Source organism: Pseudomonas sp. 43A, assembly GCF_013363935.1.
Taxonomy (GTDB): Bacteria; Pseudomonadota; Gammaproteobacteria; order Pseudomonadales; family Pseudomonadaceae; genus Aquipseudomonas; species Aquipseudomonas crudilactis.
In genome coordinates this window covers 6483048-6500788 of record NZ_CP054880.1, presented here as the reverse complement: position 1 = coordinate 6500788, position 17741 = coordinate 6483048, and the positions used below count along the sequence as shown (strand labels likewise).

Below are 17741 nucleotides of genomic sequence, written 5' to 3'. Positions count from 1 at the left end.
AAACAGCCCGGGTGGGCGAGCCCACCCGGCATAAGCGATTACTGAAGCTTGGCTTTCACGGCCTCCAGGCCAGGTTTACCGTCAATGGTGGTCACGCCAGCGAGCCAGGTATCGAGCACTTGTGGATTCTTTTTCAGCCAGGCCTTGGCGGCCGCGTCAGGCTTCATCTTGTCGTCGAGGATGTTGCCCATCAGTTCGCTTTCCATGTCGACGGTGAACTCCAGGTTCTTCAGCAACTGACCGACGTTGCTGCATTCCTCGGCGTAACCCTTGCGGGTGTTGGTCGCCACGGTCGCTGCACCGAAATCGGGGCCGAAGAAATCATCGCCACCGGTCAGGTATTGAATCTTGAAGCGCTTGTTCATCGGGTGCGGCGCCCAGCCGAGGAAGACCACCGCTGTGTCGCGTTTCTGCGCACGGTCGACCTGCGAGAGCATGCCCGCTTCCGATGATTCAACCACTTTGAAACCGGCGGTCTTCAGGCCGAAGGCGTCCTTGTCGATCATGCTCTGGATCAGACGGTTGCCGTCGTTGCCAGGCTCGATGCCGTAGATCTTGCCGTCGAGTTCTTTCTTGAATTTGGCGATGTCGGCGAAGTCATGCAGACCCTTGTCATACAGGGCTTGCGGCACGGCGAGGGTGTACTTGGCGCCCTTGAGGTTGGTGCGCACGGTTTCCACGGTGCCGGCATCGCGGTAGGCCTTGATGTCGTTTTCCATGGTCGGCATCCAGTTACCGAGGAACACGTCCATGTTCTTGCCGTCGGCCAGCGACTTGTAGGTCACGGGCACGGAGATCATGGTGGTCTTGGTCTTGTAGCCGAGGGCGTTGAGGACAACGGAGGTGGTGGCGGTGGTCGCGGTGATGTCGGTCCAGCCGACATCGGAGAAGTTAACGGTACTGCATTGCGCCGGTTCTGCAGCTTGCGCCAGTAACGGCAGACTCAGCATGGCGGCCAACAACAACGACGGGGAACCTTTCATGGATGGACTCCTTGGTGTTTTTTTTGGCAGTGTTCCGACTGTGGACCACCGCACTTATAGGTTGCGGTTGGATGGCGTTCTGGAGACAGCTCTGTCACGGCGCCTTGCAATCGAGTCATAACGATCATGTACCAGTGAAAATCTGACGCCTACAGGGGGGGTCGTATCCAGTACAGGGATGGTCGCATCCAGTGTCAGTGACGTCGTTTACAGCTTTTTTCTACCCCGAATGGCCATCTGAACCGCACAAAAACGGCGAAAAACAGGGACGAAAACGGCGCGGCGCTGGTGGACATGAGTGCGTCGGTGTCAGACGCCGTGCGCTCCGACAAAAGCCTGATGATGCGGGCATTCCGGCGGATCGCAGCTTGAGCGTAGCAGCTCCGCCAGCGGGCGCTTTTGCGTTCCGGACCGGCATCCTCAGGAGCTCTGCAGCAATGGCTATCAGCGTTTTCGACCTGTTCAAAATCGGCATCGGCCCTTCCAGTTCCCACACCGTCGGGCCGATGCGCGCGGCGGCGTTGTTTGTCGAGTCGCTGCGGGACAAACACCAGTTGGAGCAGGTGCGTCGTATAGAAGTGCAATTGTTCGGATCGCTGTCGGCTACCGGTATCGGTCACGGCAGCGACAACGCGGTGATCATGGGTTTGATGGGCGAGTGGCCGGACGCAATCGACCCGTCGCAGATCGGCCCGCGCATTCAAGCGTTACGCGAAACTCACACCCTTTTATTGGATGGTCGTCTGGCGGTGCCGTTTGTCTGGGCGCGAGACATGCGCCTGATCGATGAGAACCTGCCGTTCCACCCCAATGCGATGACGATTGTTGCCGAGGGCGATCACGGCGAACTGCATCGCGACACCTACTATTCAGTAGGTGGCGGTTTTGTCGTCGATCAAGCGCAGGCGTCCAGCGGCGTTGTCGATCTGGATCGCACTGAGTTGCCCTACGACTTTTCCAGTGCGGTTGAACTGTTGGAGTTGTGCAAGAAAAACAACCTGCGCGTCGCCGAATTGATGATGGCCAACGAAAAGGTCTGGCGCAGTGAAGAAGAGATCCGCGCCGGGCTGATGAAGTTGTGGCGGGCGATGCAGGATTGCGTCGAGCAGGGCCTGAAGCACGAAGGCATCCTGCCGGGCGGATTGAATGTGCGGCGGCGGGCGGCGAAGTTGCATCGCAGCCTTCAGGAATTGGGCAAGCCCAATGTGATCGGCTCGACGTTGAGCGCCATGGAATGGGTCAACCTGTTTGCGCTGGCGGTGAATGAAGAAAACGCGGCGGGCGGGCGCATGGTCACGGCGCCGACCAATGGCGCGGCGGGGATCATTCCGGCGGTGTTGCACTACTTTATGAAGTTCAGCGAAGCGGTGACGGACGCCAACGTGGTCGACTACTTCCTGGGTGCGGCGGCGGTGGGGATTCTGTGCAAGAAGAATGCTTCGATCTCTGGCGCCGAAGTCGGCTGTCAGGGTGAAGTCGGTTCGGCCTGCGCGATGGCGGCGGCGGGGCTGGCGGAGATTCTTGGCGCTACGCCGGAGCAATTATGCAACGCGGCGGAGATTGGTCTGGAGCATAACCTCGGGCTGACCTGCGATCCGGTCGGTGGCCTGGTGCAAGTGCCGTGCATCGAGCGCAATGCGATTGCGGCGGTGAAGGCGATCAACGCGGCGCAGATGGCGTTGCGCGGCGATGGTCAGCACTTTATCTCGCTGGATCGGGTGATCCGCACCATGCGCGATACCGGCGCCGACATGCATGACAAATATAAAGAGACCTCGCGCGGCGGCTTGGCGGTCAGCGCGGTTGAGTGCTGAGACCGAGTCGCCTCAATCGCGAGCAGGCTCACTCCTACATTTGGAACGCGTTCCCCTGTAGGAGTGAGCCTGCTCGCGATAGCGTCAGACCAGTCAAAACTGCTCACCAAGTGAACACAGACAATAAATCACGCCACCTTTTAGCGCGTCGCAATCAGATAAGAGTCTTTCCCACCTGTTACACGCGCTCAGCCCTTCTACCGTCCGTCACCCGTGCTTGCGGTGACACTCCCCGCAAACTGCGCGCAGGCCAGTTCCCACAAGTGCTACCGATTTGCTCACACACCTCGGGACAGGGCTTTCCCAGCCGCTGATGGCACTTCGAAATACCTTTCGTCGGACGTCTCGTATAGACACGTCGCGACGTCGTTTTCAGGAGTTATTGAACGGCCATCCAATTTTAGGCATGGCAATTGCTCTGTCATAACAAAGCCCGTCTCCCACGCGAGAACGCTGGCAATAACAAGAGCCTCCGCCTGAGGCCATCACCCGCTTTGTGTGAGGAGATACCGCGATGACGTCGTTCAACTCCGGGGCCCAACCCCAGAACCGTGCGCCTCAATCCATCGGCTTTCTGCTGCTGGACAATTTCACGCTGATTTCTCTGGCCTCGGCAGTAGAACCTCTGCGCATGGCCAACCAATTGTCCGGTCGCGAGCTGTATCGCTGGAGCACCCTCACCGTCGATGGCGGCCAGGTGTGGGCCAGTGACGGTCTGCAAATCACTCCCGACGCTTCCATGCACAAAGCCCCGCCGCTGGACACTGTGATTGTCTGCGGCGGCATCGGTATCCAACGCACTGTCACCCGTGAACACGTTTCCTGGCTGCAAAGCCAGGCGCGTCAGTCCAAGCGTCTCGGCGCCGTGTGCACCGGCAGTTGGGCACTGGCCTGCGCTGGTCTGCTCGACGGTTTCGATTGCAGCGTGCACTGGGAATGTCTGGCGGCGATGCAGGAAGCTTTCCCACGCGTGGCCATGAGCACTCGCTTGTTCACCCTCGACCGTAACCGTTTCACCAGCTCCGGTGGCACCGCGCCGCTGGACATGATGCTGCACCTGATCAGCCGCGATCATGGCCGTGAACTCTCCGCCGCGATCTCGGAAATGTTCGTCTACGAACGCATCCGCAACGAGCAGGATCACCAGCGCGTGCCGCTCAAGCACATGCTCGGCACCAATCAGCCGAAACTGCAGGAAATCGTCGCGCTGATGGAAGCCAACCTCGAAGAGCCGATCGACCTCGATGAATTGGCGGTGTACGTCGCGGTGTCGCGTCGACAGCTGGAGCGGTTGTTCCAGAAATACCTGCACTGCTCGCCGTCGCGCTACTACTTGAAGCTGCGCCTGATCCGCGCCCGGCAGTTGCTCAAGCAAACGCCGATGTCGATCATCGAAGTGGCGTCGGTGTGTGGTTTCGTCTCGACGCCGCACTTCTCCAAGTGCTACCGCGAGTACTTCGGCATTCCGCCGCGTGACGAGCGCGTAGGCTCCAACACCACCCAGCAAGTGGCGATGCTGCCGCTGCCACAAGCCATCGTGATGTCGCCGCTGTCGGGGCCGATGTCGGCGTTGAGTCAGGCGCGCAACGAGTCGACGTTTGCCAGCGTAAGGCTGTAAGGCAAAAGATCGCAGCCTGCGGCAGCTCCTACAGGGATATGCGTTCCAATGTAGGAGCTGCCGAAGGCTGCGATCTTTTGATCTGCTGTCAGGCGCTATGGCTTTGCTGATAGTCCGCCAATGCCGGCAGTAATTGTTTGTCGATCGCCTGCCGCACTGCCGGCTGGATACTGGCGCCGCTGGTGTACATGTCCTTGACCATCTTGCGCAGTTCAAACGCGCGCACATTATCCAGACCGCGCACCGCGCACTCGCAGGCCTGATCGGCGGTCGTGCCACTGGGCACTTGAATACCCAACGCCTTGAGCTGGCCCAACAAATCTTCCTGATCGATCAAATCGGCATACATCATGACGCGCATCCTTCTTCAATAACGGAGGTCGTGGCTCGATTCTGGTAGCCACGCCGGGGCACGGCAAGGGCGTTTTGTCGCAGTGGCTGCGACGGCTATGAACAGGTCGTTTTCGGCTAACTTGCCGCTCAAGGGAGTGGGCACACTGAACTCAGCTTGCAACACGAAGGTTTGGTCACCCTCGCACGGCAGCTCCTCAACAGTACCCTCCTCAGCTCCGATCCTGTCACGGCTCGATCGGAGTTTTTTTTGCCTGTGAATCAGAGAACGGTGTGTTGCTGCTGAAGCCTTAGCGAGCAGGCTCGCTCCCACAGGTGACCGCGTTCATTCAGGGGAATGCGATTAAATGTGGGAGCGAGCCTGCTCGCGAAGAACGATGACGCGGTCTAGCGTTGCAACACCAGAATCCGCGACAACAGCTCATCGCGGTCGATATAGCAGCCTTGGAAGTGCCGCGCCCCGGTGGCCGGGTCAAACGCATTGCGCGCATGCAACGTGCGGCGGTTATCAAAGCACCACAGCTCGCCCGGATTGAGTCGCTGCATCAGCCGAAACCGTGGCTCGCGCGTCATCGCGATAAACCGCCGATACGCCCGATACAACACCGGCATCTGCTCCACCGACGTCTCAAATGCCCCACGCAAAAAGTTCGCCATGCGAATTTCCGCCACACGTCCCAGGGCATCCAAAGCAATGATCGGCGCCAGGCAGCGATAGTCGCTATGGCGATCCTTGTTGCGAAACTCCACGGGGATTTCACACAGCGCCTGAAACGCCTTCGGGTCTTCGCTGCGCAACGCATCGGCAATCGCAAAACCATCGACAAAAATGCTCTCGCCACCCTCTGCATCATTTACCAGGCAATGCAGAAATTGCAGCCCCGGTTGCAGCTCGCGGGTGGGCAGGTCGGTGTGCAACGGCAAATTGAAAGCGGTGTAGGCATTGCTGTCGGCGTCGGCCTTGGACTGTACGTTGAACAGCACGCCGAAGTTGCTTTCACGAATGAAGGAAATACGTTGCGCGATGAGCTTCAGCGAACCGGGTTCGGTGGGCACGCCGCGCACTTGGGTCAGGCCGATGTCGCGTACGGCGAGCAGCCATTGCAGCAGCGCGGCGTTGTCGTTCATCAGCGCCGCGTATTCGAACACCGGGAGTTGCAGATCGCTACGCCAAAGAAAGGGCTTGGGCTTGGCGGCCAGACGTTCGGCGCGGGATTCATCATCGTAGGCATGCGCGCGCAACCAGCCCGGGTCGAAACGGCTGAGGTGGCCGTCCTGCCAGTCGATGCGCAGACAGCCATCGGTATCGATGTGCGCGGCTGTCGGTTTCAGATCCTCAGCCGCATCGACAATTTCGAAAACCTGTTCACGGGTGACGTTGTAGACGCACTGCTGACACGGGCAGTTATCCCGCAACCAGACAGCGTGAAACGGGCTGATGCGACCGTCAGCCCATTCAATGGCAACGCGATCCGCCAGGGTCTGCACGCCACTGAGCGCGCTGATCAACGGATAAGTACGGAAATCGGCAACAGCGGCAGCGGTGTTCATGGCGGCTCCTTGCGATCGATGGATTTACCTTGCAGGCGGCAGCGTGATGACGCGGCCGATGTAAGCGGGAGCGGGCAGGTCTTTCTGTTCGGCAACGATGCTTTGCAGGCGGCTCAAGGTGTCCGCGCTGAAAGGCGCCGAGCGCGGGCCGGCAAGGTCGACGTGCAAGAGCATTTGTTCATTGCCGGCCAGTTCCTGCTCCTCCCCGACCTTGTGCAGGCTGTGATAGAGGTGCAGGCGTTTGCTGTCGTGGCCGATGATTTGCGTGCGTACTTCGACCTCGGTGTCGAGCTTCACTTCGTGCAGATAATTGAGGTGCAGTTCGAGGGTGAACAGTGAGTTACCGCTGGCTTCGCGGTTGTTGCTGTCCATGCCGAGGCGGTCCATCAGGGCGTCGGTGGCGTAGCTGAAAATCAGCAGGTAGAAGGCGTCGCGCAGGTGGCCGTTGTAGTCGACCCAGTCGGGGATGATTCTGGTTTGGTAGGTGGTGAGGTGTGACATGGTTTGGGTTCCGGCAGTGGGCGGGTCGTTAAGATCAAGAGCTACCCCCTCACCCCAGCCCTCTCCCCCAGGGGGGAGAGGGGGAAAGGGAGCCGATCGGGGGCTATTCAAAACTTGAGTTCGGCTCGATAGATCAAGTCGGCGTAACTCGCATGAGCACCGCGGTCGGTCCCCTCTCCCTCAGGGGGCAGAGAGGGAAAGGGAGCCGATCGGGGGCCTTTCAAAACTTGAATTCGGCTCGGTGGTGCAAGTCGGCGTAACTCGCATGAGCACCGCGGTCAGTCCCCTCTACCTCTGGGAGAGGGCTAGGGTGAGGGCTGCGATGTCATGCCAACCCGATTAATCGCTGAACGCCATCCCATGCTTCTCCTTGGTAGTCTTCACCGCCTCAAGCACCGCCAGCAAGCAATCATCACGATAGCGCTCCAGCGCCGAAATACTGTGGCGGCCAAGCTGATCACTGGTGCCATCGACCACATCATCAATCAACTTCTCCGTCAGCTCGGGCGCCGGCAGATAGGTCCACGGCAACTGCAACGCCGGGCCGAATTGCGACATGAAGTGGCGCATGCCCGCATCACCCCCAGCCAGCGTGTAAGTCAGGAAAGTCCCCATGAACGACCAGCGCAGACCAGCGCCAAACCGAATCGCATCGTCGATCTCGCCAGTGGTCGCGACACCGTCGTTAACCAAGTGCAACGCCTCGCGCCACAGCGCTTCGAGCAAGCGGTCAGCAATGAAACCCGGCACTTCCTTGCGCACATGCAACGGACGCATGCCGAGAGATTCGTAGACTTTCATCGCTGCCTGAACGGCCTCCGGCGCGGTGTTCTTGCCGCCGACCACTTCCACCAGCGGCAACAGATAAACCGGGTTGAACGGGTGGCCGACCACGCAGCGTTCAGGGTGCGTTGAACTCTCGTAGAACTCACTTGGCAGCAGGCCCGAGGTACTCGAACCGATCAACGCATTCGGCTTGGCCGCTGCACTGATTTTGCTGTGCAGATCGAGCTTCAACTCGAGACGTTCCGGGGCGCTTTCCTGAATGAAATCGGCCTCGCGCACGCACTCCTCGATGGTCGCGACAAAGCGCAGACGATCCTGCGAAGCGCCCGGCGCCAGACCGTTTTTCTCCAGCGCGCCCCAGGCATTGGCCACGCGTTTGCGCAGCGCCGCTTCCGCGCCCGGTGCCGGGTCCCAGGCGATCACATCCAGGCCGTGGGCGAGGGCGCGAGCCACCCAGCCACTGCCGATGACACCGCTGCCTAGCGCGGCGAAGGTTTTGATTTCGGTGATAAAGCTCATGGTGATTTCCTGAATAATTCGGCGATCAACTGTGGGAGCGAGCTTGCTCGCGAAGGGGGCGGTACATCCGCAGCATCTTCATCAGCAGAGCCATCGCATTCGCGAGCAAGCTCGCTCCCACAGGGTTCGAGGTGGGGCAATTAACCGCGCTGGGTCAGGCCCATTTTTTTGCGGCCTTCGGCAGGGGTCAGCACCCGGGCGCCGAGGCGGCTAAGGATTTCGGTGGCGCGCTCGACCAGTTGGCCATTGGTCGCCAGCACACCTTTGTCCAGCCACAGGTTGTCTTCCAGCCCGACCCGCACGTTGCCGCCGAGCAGCACCGCTTGCGCGGCCATTGGCATCTGCATGCGGCCAATGCCAAACCCGGCCCACACCGCATCGGCGGGCAGGTTGTCGACCATGGCTTTCATGGTGGTGGTATCCGCCGGCGCGCCCCACGGGATGCCCAGGCACAGCTGGAACAGCGGATTATCGAGCAACCCTTCCTTGATCATCTGCTTGGCAAACCACAGGTGCCCGGTGTCGAAAATCTCCAGCTCGGCCTTCACGCCCAGCTCGGTAATACGCTTGGCGCCGGCACGCAGTTGCGCCGGAGTGGAGACATAAATGGTGTCGCCATCACCGAAGTTCAGAGTGCCGCAATCGAGGGTGCAGATTTCCGGCAGCAACTCTTCAACGTGGGCGAGACGGGTCAGCGGGCCGACCAGATCGGTGTTCGGACCGAACTCCATCGGGTTCTCGCCGGCGCCGATCTCCAGGTCGCCGCCCATGCCGGCGGTGAGGTTGACGATGATGTCGACGTCGGCCTCGCGGATGCGCTCCATCACTTCGCGGTACAGCGCCACGTCACGGCTGAACTTGCCGGTTTGCGGATCGCGTACATGGCAGTGCGCGACGGTGGCGCCAGCCTTGGCCGCTTCAACGGCCGCCGCAGCGATCTGTTTCGGGGTGACCGGCACGTGCGGGCTCTTGGCGGTCGTGTCGCCAGCACCGGTGAGTGCGCAGGTGATGATGACGTCGTGGTTCATGGTGCGGTTTCCTTCAGGCGTAATGGGTCTGTCCGCAGTCCTTTTCCGGGCTGCGAAGCGTCGTTCAGTTCCCTCTCCCAGCGGAAGAGGGATAGGGTGAGGGTGGCGGTTATTTGCTGGTCAGCTGGAGGTTTTCAGCGGCCGGTTTGCCATCGAACGTGGTCACACCTTCCAGCCAGCGCTGCTTGTCTTCCGGGTGATCCTTGAGCCATTGCCTGGCCGATTCGAAAGCGTCCTTGTGATCGAGCAGCGGCTGCATCATCCGGCTCTCGTCCTCGGCGGTGAACGTCAGGTTGGTCAGCAGGCGACCGATGTTCGGGCACTGTTCGGCGTATTTCGGCGCAGTGACGGTCCACACGGTGGCCATGCCTTCGTTCGGGCCGAGGGCGTCGTCGCTGCCGGTCAGGTACGTCATCTGTACGTTGACGTTCATCGGGTGCGGCGCCCAGCCGAAGAACACCACGGCTTCTTTGCGGCGCACGGCGCGGTCGACGGCGGCGAGCATGCCGGCCTCACTGGATTCGACCAACTGGAACTTGCCGAGGCCGAACTGGTTCTTGGCGATCATCGCCTTGATCTGCGTGTTGGCGCCCGAGCCCGGCTCGATGCCGTAAATCTTGCCGCCCAGTTCTTTTTCAAACTTGGCAATATCGGCGAAGGTTTTCAGGCCTTTGTCGGCCAGATAAGTCGGCACCGCGAGGGTGGCGCGGGCATCTTTCAGGCTCGGTGCCTCAAGGACTTTGACCTGATTGGCGTCGACGAACGGGGTAATGGTCTGGGTCATCAGCGGGTTCCAGTAACCGAGGAACAGGTCCAGCCGCTGATCGCGGATCCCGGCGAAGATGATTTGCTGGGAGGCGCTGGTTTGTTTGGTGTTGTAGCCGAGGCCGTCGAGCAGGACCTGGGTCATGGCACTGGTGGCGATCACGTCGGTCCAGTTGACCACGCCCATGCGCACGTTCTGGCACGAGGCGGGGTCCGCCGCCATAACGCTGGCGCTCAAGAAAGCGGTACCGCTGAGTGCAAGAACACAGCTGCTGATCAGTCGTTTCATGTCGGGTTCCTCGGCAGGTCGTTTATTGTGAGTTCCGGCATCTGTCGTGCCGGTGATGCAAAGTTACGCAGCTATACGCCCATGAAAGCGCACTGCGGCGACTGGCATTTGCACTGTAGCGACCTGCGCTCTTGAATGCCGAAGACAACTGGCGTATCAACATCCCACGCTACCCGCCAACCGAGTGCGCACATGTCCCAGGATTTCTACTTCTTGCTGATGCCGGGGTTCTCCGCCATCGGCTTTATTTCCGCGATCGAACCGCTGCGCGTGGCCAACCGCTTTCGTGGCGAGTTGTACCGCTGGCATGTGTTGAGCGCTGATGGTGGGGCGGTGTTGGCGAGCAACGGCATGTCGGTCAACGCCGACGCGGCGCTGGAGCCGTTGAAGAAAGGTGCGACGTTGTTAGTGGTGGCCGGGTTTGAACCGCTGAAGTTCGCCACGCCCACCCTTGAACACTGGTTGCGGCGGCTGGATAACGAAGGCGTGACCCTTGGTGCCATTGACACCGGCAGCTTTGTCCTTGCTGAAGCCGGGTTGCTTGAGGGCCATCGCTTGACGCTGCACTGGGAAGCCATTGACGCTTTCAAGGAATCTTATCCACAGCTCAGCGTGACCCAGGAGCTGTTCGAGATCGACCGCCGACGCATCACCTCGGCCGGCGGCACGGCTTCCATCGATTTAATGCTCGATCTGATCGCCCAGGCTCATGGCCCGCAACTGGCGATTCAGGTCAGCGAGCAATTTGTGCTGGGGCGAATTCGTCCGCGTAAAGATCACCAGCGCATGGAAGTGGCCACGCGTTACGGGATCAGCAACAAGAAACTGGTTCATGTGATCGGCGAGATGGAGCAGCACAGCGAACCGCCGCTGACCACGCTGCAACTGGCGGAATCGATCAAAGTCACGCGACGGCAACTGGAGCGCTTGTTCCGGCTGCACCTGAACGATACGCCGAGCAATTTCTATCTGCGCCTGCGATTGGAAAAAGCCCGGCAGCTACTGCGCCAGACCGACATGAGCGTGCTCGAAGTGAGCATCGCCTGCGGCTTCGAGTCGCCGTCGTACTTCACCCGCAGCTACCGCGCAAAGTTCGCCCGCTGCCCCCGCGAAGACCGCCGTACCGCCCAGGCCTGATCTTGAGACCAGTAAATAAACCTGTGGGAGCGAGCTTGCTCGCGAATGCGGTAGATCATTCAACAAAACTGTCGACTGACACTCCCTCTTCGCGAGCAAGCTCGCTCCCACATGGATTTACTGTGATTTCGGAAATCGGGTTACTTCTTCACCAGCGCCGAACACGCCGCCTTATAAGCCTCATGCTGATACTTGTTCAGCGTCCCCGGCAGCTCGAAGTTGTGCTTCTTCGCCTGCGCATTGATAGTCTGCGGCGACAACAGAGTCACCTCACACCCATCGAGCAACTGAAACACCCCCTCAATCTTGAACGTCGTCGGCCCGCCGGCAAACTCACCCTTCTTGCTGCGCTTCTTGATCGCAATCCGGTCAACCGAATTCTCGCGCACAAACGACGCCAGCTGCGCCGCGAACACTTTCACGTTGGCCGCTTCGTCATCGTCTTCGAGGGCGATCTTCTTGGTGGCGAGGGGAATGTGGCTCAGGGTCGAACCGTCCAGCGAGGCCACGGCGATGATCGCTTCGCTGCCTTTGATTTCGATGCCGCAGATGTTCATGGGCGAGTGACCTTATGAGCGAATTGGATGGTAGTCATGTTGACGCAGTCGGGCGGTCAAGTCACTCGCGTCGGCGCCCCAGCGGTGCAATACCGCTGGTCGGAATTCGTTACTGACCTGTAATTTCTGACAGTAGACGGCCTTCCGGCAGGCGCCTAGCTTGGTTGCCGGGGGATTGGGACGATTATCGTCCTTTCCCATTCGTGACCTCGCTCAAGGGACTGAAGACATGAAACTACGCAAGAACATTCGCTCATTGACCCAAAACGAAAAAACCAACTTCGTCGCCGCCTGCCTCCAGCTCAAACAGTCAGGTCAATATGACGAGTATGTACACCTGCATCACCAAGTCATGAAGCCTACAGTTCTGCCACATGAACCAAACGATCCAAACTACCGCAATGGCGCCCATCGGGGGCCTTCATTCCTGCCATGGCACCGCGCGTTTTTGCTGAAGTTCGAAAATGACCTTCAGGCGATTGACCCCTCCATCACGATTCCGTACTGGAACTGGACCGAAGATGCTGCCGACCCGCTCAACTCTCCGGTGTGGGCTGAGGATTTCATGGGCGGTAATGGTGTTGAAGGCGATGACTGGCGTGTCGCAACCGGTCGGTTTGCCTCTAAGCATGGACAATGGCCGGTTCCCTCCTATCCGGATGACGATTTGCCAGGTCCTGGTTTGAAGCGCCAGTTCGGGCTGGTCGTGAACTCATTGCCGACCCCGGAAGATCTGCAAATGGCCTTGCGCGAAAATCTTTACGACACCCCGCCTTATGATTCAGGCCCGACTGTGCGCGGCTTCCGAAATCGTCTGGAAGGCTGGATCACCCAGCGCGGTGATCCGCAGGTAACCACTGCGGGTTCACAACTGCATAATCGCGTTCACCTCTGGGTGGGCGGCAATATGTTGCCGATGACCTCTCCAGATGATCCGGTGTTCTTCCTGCACCACTGCTTTGTCGACAAAGTGTGGGCAGACTGGCAATCACTGATGCTACAGAGCAACGAACGTTGGGCGCCGCATTACGCGCCGCTGGTCAATGGTCCGAAAGGACATAATTACGATGATGTGCTTGAGCCGTTTGCGCAGTCTGCTCGGAGTGTGAGCGACATCACTGACTTGGGGTATGAGTATGAGGTGCCCCGTCTGATCCTTGATCATGCGAAACCTCGGTCTCCTTTTCACGACTGATGCTGGCATTGGGTGGCGGTGTGAATGCCTGGCTATTGCAGCAGGCAAACACGCCGTAACCGGCTAGAGCTCAAGCTGCTCAGAGGTGATTCCAAAGGCCGCCGCAATCTTTTCGCGAGTTGCTTTTCGAGGCTTGGCGATTGTCTTCCTGCAGTTCTAATGATCACTCCTGCCCAATCGACTCCAAAAACTCCGACCGTTCATCACTCATCCGCGCCACGCAGTCATTCTGCGCAATCGTGAACGCCTTGCTCCCCGCCGTCGCCGGGAACGCTTCCACGGCGCAATCGGCATCCCGCGTCTTCAGCCACTGCTGCTGAGCCGTCTTCATCTTGGCGGTGATGTCCGCCAGTTGCGTCGGGTTCTTGCCGTACGCGGTCTGCATGCGTTCGTTGAGGCTGGCGTAGTTGTCCTTGAGCAGGTCTTCGGCGGTGCTGCGGCTGTAGGTCGAGCATTCCAGGGTCTGGACGTCGTTTTCGACGGCGTCGCAGGGGTTGTTGTCGGATTCCTCAGCGGCGTGTACGCCGGTCGCAATCAGTGCCAAAGCCAGGAAGATCGATTTCATTGTTGTCGCCGCTCTAATCCAGTGGTGTTTCCAAGATGCCGGAGATTCTGGCTCAAGCTTGCGGGCTTGAACAGGTAGCTGATCGGAGCGTCTGGCGACCCTTTGTCGCGGATTGACGCTTTCGGCAATTCCCCTGTCGTTTTTGCACCCGGTCGCCCCGGCACCGAGGCATATGCTGGCCCCAAAGCGCCGGCAGACGATTCGGCGCATGAATCGCCAATAAGGGGACGCCTGATGAGCCCAGCCGAATTACACGCCGACAGCATCGTTATCGACGGTCTGATCATTGCCAAATGGAACCGCGAGCTGTTCGAAGACATGCGCAAGGGCGGTCTGACGGCAGCCAACTGCACGGTGTCGGTGTGGGAAGGCTTTCAGGCGACCGTGAACAATATTGCCGCCAGCCAGAAGCTGATCCGCGAAAACGGCGACCTGGTGATGCCGGTGCGCACCACTGCCGACATCCGTCGCGCCAAGGAACAAGGCAAGACCGGCATCCTCTTCGGCTTCCAGAATGCTCACGCGTTTGAAGACCAGATCGGCTATGTCGAGGTGTTCAAGCAGCTCGGCGTCGGCATCGTGCAGATGTGCTACAACACCCAGAACCTGGTCGGTACCGGTTGCTACGAGCGTGATGGCGGCCTCTCGGGTTTCGGTCGCGAGATCGTTGCCGAGATGAACCGCGTTGGCGTCATGTGCGACCTGTCCCACGTAGGCTCGAAGACTTCCGAAGAAGTTATCCTCGAATCGAAAAAACCGGTCTGCTATTCCCACTGCCTGCCGTCGGGTCTCAAAGAGCACCCGCGCAACAAGTCCGATGCAGAACTGAAGTTCATTGCCGACCACGGCGGTTTTGTCGGCGTGACCATGTTCGCGCCGTTCCTCGCCAAGGGCATCGATTCGACCATCGACGACTACGCCGAAGCGATCGAATACGTGATGAACATCGTCGGCGAAGACGCCATCGGCATCGGCACCGACTTCACCCAGGGGCACGGTCAGGACTTCTTCGAATACCTGACCCACGACAAGGGCTACGCCCGCCGCCTGACCAGCTTCGGCAAGATCATCAACCCGCTGGGTATCCGCACCGTCGGCGAGTTCCCGAACCTGACCGAAACCCTGCTCAAGCGCGGCCACTCCGAGCGCGTGGTGCGCAAGATCATGGGCGAGAACTGGGTCAACGTCCTCAAAGACGTCTGGGGCGAGTAACGCTTTCTCAAGACCGCCGCCGATCTGCTCCCTCTCCCTCTGGGAGAGGGCTGGGGTGAGGGCCGCGGCCAACACTGAATCTAAAATTTTCTGGAGTTAAGTTTCCATGGCCAAGATCGCCCCGCAATTGCCAATCGAAGTCGACAGCGAGACCGGTGTCTGGACCTCTGACGCCCTGCCGATGCTCTACGTGCCACGGCATTTCTTCGTCAATAACCACATGGGCATCGAGGAAGTGCTGGGCGCTGACGCCTACGCCGAGATCCTCTACAAGGCAGGCTACAAGTCCGCCTGGCACTGGTGCGAAAAAGAAGCCGAATGCCACGGCCTGGAAGGCGTCGCGGTGTTCGAGCACTACATGAAACGCCTGTCGCAACGCGGCTGGGGCCTGTTCAAGATCCAGGACATCGACCTCGACAAAGGCACCGCCAGCGTCAAGCTCGAACACTCGGCGTTCGTCTACGTCTACGGCAAGGTCGGGCGCAAGGTCGACTACATGTTCACCGGTTGGTTTGCCGGGGCCATGGATCAGATTCTTGAGGCGCGCGGCAGCAAGATTCGCACCGTTGCCGAGCAAGTCTACGGTGGCTCCGAAGAAGGCCACGACGACGGCCTGTTCACCGTCAAGCCGTTGTAAGTCGAGGAACCCGCCATGGCTTTCGAAGCAATGTTCCAGCCGATCCAGATCGGCAAACTGACCATCCGCAACCGCGTGCTCAGCACTGCGCACGCCGAGGTCTACGCGACTGACGGTGGCATGACCACCGACCGCTACGTCAAGTATTACGAAGAGAAAGCCAAGGGCGGCATCGGCCTGGCGATCTGTGGCGGTTCCTCCGTGGTCGCCATCGACAGCCCGCAGGAATGGTGGAGCTCGGTCAACCTGTCGACCGACCGGATCATTCCGCACTTCCAGAATCTGGCCGACGCCATGCACAAGCATGGCGCCAAGATCATGATTCAGATTACCCACATGGGCCGGCGCTCGCGCTGGGACGGCTTCAACTGGCCGACCCTGATGTCGCCGTCGGGCATCCGTGAGCCGGTGCACCGCGCCACCTGCAAGACCATCGAGCCGGAAGAAATCTGGCGGGTGATCGGCAACTACGCCCAGGCCGCGCGCCGGGCCAAGGCCGGTGGTCTCGACGGCGTTGAGCTGTCTGCCGTTCACCAGCACATGATCGACCAGTTCTGGAGCCCGCGCGTCAACAAGCGCACCGACGAATGGGGTGGCACCTTCGAGGGCCGGATGAAGTTCGGTCTGGAAGTGCTGAAAGCCGTGCGCGCCGAGGTCGGTGACGACTTCTGCGTGGGCATGCGTCTGTGCGGTGACGAGTTCCACCCGGACGGTTTGTCCCACGAGGACATGAAGCAGATTGCCAAGTATTACGACGACACCGGCATGCTCGATTTCATCGGCGTCGTCGGCTCGGGTTGTGACACCCACAACACCCTGGCCAACGTGATTCCGAACATGAGTTATCCACCGGAGCCGTTCCTGCATCTGGCCGCCGGGATCAAGGAAGTGGTCAAGGTGCCGGTGCTGCACGCCCAGAACATCAAGGACCCGAACCAGGCCACGCGCATCCTTGAAGGCGGTTACGTCGACATGGTCGGCATGACCCGCGCGCACATCGCCGACCCGCACCTGATCGCCAAGATCAAGATGGGCCAGATCGACCAGATCAAGCAGTGCGTCGGCGCCAACTATTGCATCGACCGTCAGTATCAAGGTCTCGACGTGTTGTGCATCCAGAACGCCGCGACGTCCCGTGAGTACATGGGCGTGCCGCATATCATCGAGAAATCCACCGGACCGAAACGCAAAGTCGTTGTGGTCGGTGCCGGCCCGGCCGGGATGGAAGCGGCACGGGTTGCCGCCGAACGTGGCCACGACGTGACCCTGTTCGAGAAGAAAGAATTCATCGGCGGGCAGATCACCACCGCCTCGAAAGCGCCGCAGCGCGACCAGATCGCCGGCATCACCCGCTGGTTCCAGCTGGAACTTGCGCGGCTGAAAGTCGATTTGCGCCTGGGCACGGCAGCTGATGCCGACACCATCATGGACTTGCGTCCGGACGTGGTGGTGCTGGCGGTCGGCGGGCATCCGTACCTGGAACAGAACGAACACTGGGGCGCCGCCGAAGGGCTGGTGGTCAGCAGCTGGGACGTGCTCGACGGCAAGGTCGCGCCGGGCAAGAACGTGCTGGTCTACGACACCATCTGCGAATTCACCGGGATGTCGGTTGCCGACTTCCTCGCCGACAAGGGCAGCCAGGTCGAGATCGTTACCGACGACATCAAACCGGGGGTGGCCATCGGCGGTACATCGTTCCCGACTTACTACCGCAGCATGTACCCGAAAGAAGTGATCATGACCGGCGACATGATGCTCGAGAAGGTCTACCGCGAAGGCGACAAACTCGTGGCAGTGCTGGAGAACGAATACACCGGCGCGAAAGAGGAGCGGGTGGTCGATCAGGTGGTGGTGGAAAACGGCGTGCGTCCGGATGAAGAAATCTACTACGCGCTCAAAGAGGGTTCGCGCAACAAGGGCCAGATCGACGTCGAAGCGTTGTTCGCGATCCAGCCGCAACCGTCGCTGAGCGAGGCGGGCGACGGCTACTTGCTGTTCCGCATCGGCGACTGCGTGGCGCAGCGCAACACCCACGCCGCGATCTATGACGCGCTCAGACTGTGTAAAGACTTCTAAAGGTTTGCACACAACCCTGTGGGAGCGAGCTTGCTCGCGAAAGCGGTGGATCAGTCGACATTGATGTTGAATGTCAGTCCGCCTTCGCGAGCAAGCTCGCTCCCACAGTGACCGAGTAAGGCAACTCGACCTGCAAGACCCTGCGGTCTTTGGGAGC

Annotated in this window: 16 protein-coding genes and 1 pseudogene; 7 read left to right on the top strand and 10 right to left on the bottom strand. The window is 59.9% G+C overall.

Going from position 1 to position 17741, the window contains the following annotated elements:
- Nucleotides 1–38: 38 nt before the first annotated feature.
- A complete protein-coding gene (locus HUW52_RS28740) occupies nt 39–983 on the bottom strand; it encodes a choline ABC transporter substrate-binding protein (RefSeq protein ID WP_007918300.1) in 945 nt (314 codons plus the stop codon).
- A 437-nt stretch (nt 984–1420) separates the two neighbouring features.
- Here HUW52_RS28740 and HUW52_RS28735 point away from each other — a divergent pair, with 437 nt between their 5' ends.
- Both HUW52_RS28735 and HUW52_RS28730 read left to right on the top strand, forming a co-directional pair.
- The gene (locus HUW52_RS28735; protein WP_175555516.1) at nt 1421–2797 is read left to right on the top strand and encodes an L-serine ammonia-lyase; all 1377 of its coding nucleotides are present in this window, start codon (nt 1421–1423) and stop codon (nt 2795–2797) included.
- A gap of 514 nt (nt 2798–3311) precedes the next feature.
- Nucleotides 3312–4415: a GlxA family transcriptional regulator gene (locus HUW52_RS28730; RefSeq protein WP_007949927.1), complete on the top strand. Its 1104-nt coding sequence runs from the start codon at nt 3312–3314 to the stop codon at nt 4413–4415.
- Nucleotides 4416–4503: 88 nt separating this feature from the next.
- Here the strand turns inward: HUW52_RS28730 and HUW52_RS28725 are convergent, their stop codons facing one another.
- The 6 genes from HUW52_RS28725 to HUW52_RS28700 all read right to left on the bottom strand — a co-directional run bounded on the left by HUW52_RS28725 (nt 4504) and on the right by HUW52_RS28700 (nt 10205).
- Nucleotides 4504–4767 carry a hypothetical protein gene (locus tag HUW52_RS28725; RefSeq protein ID WP_016983943.1) on the bottom strand — a complete coding sequence of 88 codons (264 nt, stop codon included), beginning with the start codon at nt 4765–4767 and terminating at the stop codon, nt 4504–4506.
- Nucleotides 4768–5153: 386 nt separating this feature from the next.
- A complete protein-coding gene (locus tag HUW52_RS28720) occupies nt 5154–6317 on the bottom strand; it encodes a gamma-butyrobetaine dioxygenase (RefSeq protein ID WP_175555515.1) in 1164 nt (387 codons plus the stop codon).
- A 24-nt stretch (nt 6318–6341) separates the two neighbouring features.
- Nucleotides 6342–6818, bottom strand: coding sequence for a thioesterase family protein (locus HUW52_RS28715; protein WP_175555514.1), 477 nt, complete (start codon nt 6816–6818; stop codon nt 6342–6344).
- A 339-nt stretch (nt 6819–7157) separates the two neighbouring features.
- Nucleotides 7158–8123 (bottom strand): L-carnitine dehydrogenase, encoded by a 966-nt coding sequence (locus HUW52_RS28710; RefSeq protein WP_175555513.1) that lies wholly within the window; start codon nt 8121–8123, stop codon nt 7158–7160.
- 140 nt (nt 8124–8263) lie between these two features.
- Entirely contained in the window at nt 8264–9151 is an 888-nt protein-coding gene (locus tag HUW52_RS28705; RefSeq protein ID WP_175555512.1) for a 3-keto-5-aminohexanoate cleavage protein, read from the bottom strand.
- 109 nt (nt 9152–9260) lie between these two features.
- The gene (locus HUW52_RS28700; protein ID WP_122596528.1) at nt 9261–10205 is read right to left on the bottom strand and encodes a choline ABC transporter substrate-binding protein; all 945 of its coding nucleotides are present in this window, start codon (nt 10203–10205) and stop codon (nt 9261–9263) included.
- Nucleotides 10206–10397: 192 nt separating this feature from the next.
- Here HUW52_RS28700 and HUW52_RS28695 point away from each other — a divergent pair, with 192 nt between their 5' ends.
- The gene (locus HUW52_RS28695) at nt 10398–11342 is read left to right on the top strand and encodes a GlxA family transcriptional regulator (protein WP_175555511.1); all 945 of its coding nucleotides are present in this window, start codon (nt 10398–10400) and stop codon (nt 11340–11342) included.
- Nucleotides 11343–11482: 140 nt separating this feature from the next.
- Here HUW52_RS28695 and HUW52_RS28690 read toward each other — a convergent pair whose 3' ends face one another.
- A complete protein-coding gene (locus tag HUW52_RS28690; RefSeq protein ID WP_175555510.1) occupies nt 11483–11899 on the bottom strand; it encodes a DUF3010 family protein in 417 nt (138 codons plus the stop codon).
- A gap of 229 nt (nt 11900–12128) precedes the next feature.
- Between HUW52_RS28690 and HUW52_RS28685 the strand changes: the two genes are divergently transcribed.
- Nucleotides 12129–13094: a tyrosinase family protein gene (locus HUW52_RS28685; RefSeq protein ID WP_175555509.1), complete on the top strand. Its 966-nt coding sequence runs from the start codon at nt 12129–12131 to the stop codon at nt 13092–13094.
- A 63-nt stretch (nt 13095–13157) separates the two neighbouring features.
- Here the strand turns inward: HUW52_RS28685 and HUW52_RS30560 are convergent.
- Nucleotides 13158–13244: pseudogene (locus tag HUW52_RS30560) on the bottom strand (transcriptional regulator); the annotation flags it as partial.
- A gap of 13 nt (nt 13245–13257) precedes the next feature.
- Nucleotides 13258–13659, bottom strand: coding sequence for a lysozyme inhibitor LprI family protein (locus HUW52_RS28680; protein WP_175555508.1), 402 nt, complete (start codon nt 13657–13659; stop codon nt 13258–13260).
- Between the two features lie 234 nt (nt 13660–13893).
- Between HUW52_RS28680 and HUW52_RS28675 the strand changes: the two genes are divergently transcribed.
- The 3 genes from HUW52_RS28675 (at nt 13894) to dgcA (ending at nt 17584) form a co-directional block, all read left to right on the top strand.
- Nucleotides 13894–14871, top strand: coding sequence for a dipeptidase (locus HUW52_RS28675; protein ID WP_175555507.1), 978 nt, complete (start codon nt 13894–13896; stop codon nt 14869–14871).
- Between the two features lie 106 nt (nt 14872–14977).
- Nucleotides 14978–15508, top strand: a complete 531-nt coding sequence (locus HUW52_RS28670) for a DUF5943 domain-containing protein (RefSeq protein WP_005792152.1) — start codon at nt 14978–14980, stop codon at nt 15506–15508.
- Nucleotides 15509–15523: 15 nt separating this feature from the next.
- Nucleotides 15524–17584, top strand: a complete 2061-nt coding sequence (dgcA, locus tag HUW52_RS28665; protein WP_175555506.1) for a dimethylglycine demethylation protein DgcA — start codon at nt 15524–15526, stop codon at nt 17582–17584.
- Nucleotides 17585–17741: the final 157 nt, after the last annotated feature.